Annotated in this window: 2 protein-coding genes; both read left to right on the top strand. The window is 64.6% G+C overall.

All coding sequences use genetic code 11. The annotated features are described in order from the left end of the window. The first annotated feature begins 12 nt into the window (after window positions 1-12). The gene (locus tag L5849_RS14665) at window positions 13-759 is read left to right on the top strand and encodes an electron transfer flavoprotein subunit beta/FixA family protein (RefSeq protein ID WP_236926157.1); all 747 of its coding nucleotides are present in this window, start codon (window positions 13-15) and stop codon (window positions 757-759) included. 27 nt (window positions 760-786) lie between these two features. Then, on the top strand, window positions 787-1,694 hold a 908-nt coding region (locus tag L5849_RS14660), incomplete at its 3' end, for an electron transfer flavoprotein subunit alpha/FixB family protein (RefSeq protein ID WP_236926156.1).

Here is a 1,694-nt window from a genome sequence, read left to right as displayed (position 1 = left end):
GGAAGGTATTGCATGAAAATCCTCGTCCCCGTGAAGCGGGTGATCGATTACAACGTCAAGCCGCGCGTGAAGGCGGATGGGTCTGGCGTTGATCTTGCCAACGTCAAGATGAGCATGAACCCGTTCGACGAGATTGCGGTGGAGGAAGCGATCCGCATCAAGGAAGCGGGCAAGGCGGAAGAGGTCGTCGCGGTTTCGGTCGGCCCGGCCAAGGCGCAGGAGACGCTGCGCACCGCGCTGGCGATGGGCGCCGACCGGGCGATCCTGATCGAGACCGAGGACGAGGTCGAGCCGCTGGCGGTGGCCAAGATCTTGAAGGCGATTGCCGAGGAAGAAGAGCCCGGCATCGTGATGCTGGGCAAGCAGGCGATCGACGACGATTCGAACCAGACCGGCCAGATGCTGGCGGCGCTGATGGGCCGCCCGCAGGGCACTTTCGCCAACACGGTCGAGGTCGAGGGCGATCACGTCACCGTGAAGCGCGAGGTCGATGGCGGCCTGCAGACGGTCAAGCTGACGCTGCCCGCCATCGTCACCACCGATTTGCGTTTGAACGAGCCGCGCTATGCCTCGCTGCCCAACATCATGAAGGCGAAGAAGAAGCCGCTCGATACCAAGACCCCGGGCGATTACGGCGTCGACACCGCGCCGCGGCTGAAGACCACCACTGTCTCCGAGCCCCCGGTTCGCCAGGCGGGCGAGAAGGTCGAGGATGTCGATGCTCTGGTCGCCAAGATCAAAGCGCTGGGCATCGCCTGAACCCCAGAGACGAGAAGGAAGACAGATATGAAAACCCTCGTTTGGGTCGAACACGACAATAAGAGCCTCGCCGACGCCACGCTGGCTGCGGTGACCGCTGCTGCGAAGCTCGGCGAAGTCCACCTGCTGGTTGCCGGATCGGGCTGCCGCGCGGTGGCCGAACAGGCCGCAGCAATCGCGGGCGTGGGCAAGGTCCACCTTGCCGACGATGCGGCCTACGAACATGCGCTGGCCGAGAATGTCGCGCCGCTGGTGGCCGAGCTGATGGGCCATCACGATGCCTTCGTCGCGCCTGCGACCACCACTGGCAAGAACATCGCGCCGCGCGTTGCCGCGCTGCTCGACGTGATGCAGATCTCGGACATCCTCTCGGTCGAGGGCGAGAAGAGCTTCACCCGGCCGATCTATGCCGGCAACGCCATCGCGACGGTCGAAAGCTCGGACGCCAAGCTGGTCGTCACCGTGCGCGGCACCGCCTTCGACAAGGCCGAAGCGACCGGCGGTTCGGCGACAATCGAAGAGGTATCCGGCCCGACCGATGCCGGGATCTCGGCCTTCGTCAGCGAAGAGATCGCCGAGAGCGATCGCCCCGAACTGACCAGCGCCAAGGTGATCGTCTCGGGCGGCCGCGCGCTGAAGGATGCGGAAACCTTCGAGCAGGTCATCACCCCGCTCGCCGACAAGCTCGGCGCCGGGATCGGCGCGAGCCGCGCCGCAGTCGATGCGGGCTATGTTCCCAACGATTACCAGGTCGGCCAGACCGGCAAGATCGTGGCCCCGGAAGTCTATATCGCCATCGGCATCTCGGGCGCGATCCAGCACCTGGCGGGCATGAAGGATTCCAAGACCATCATCGCCATCAACAAGGACGAAGACGCCCCCATCTTCCAGGTCGCCGATATCGGCCTCGTCGGAGACCTCTTCAAAATCGTGCC

Source organism: Erythrobacter sp. SN021 (assembly GCF_021864455.1).
This window is presented reverse-complemented; position numbering and strand designations above follow the sequence as displayed.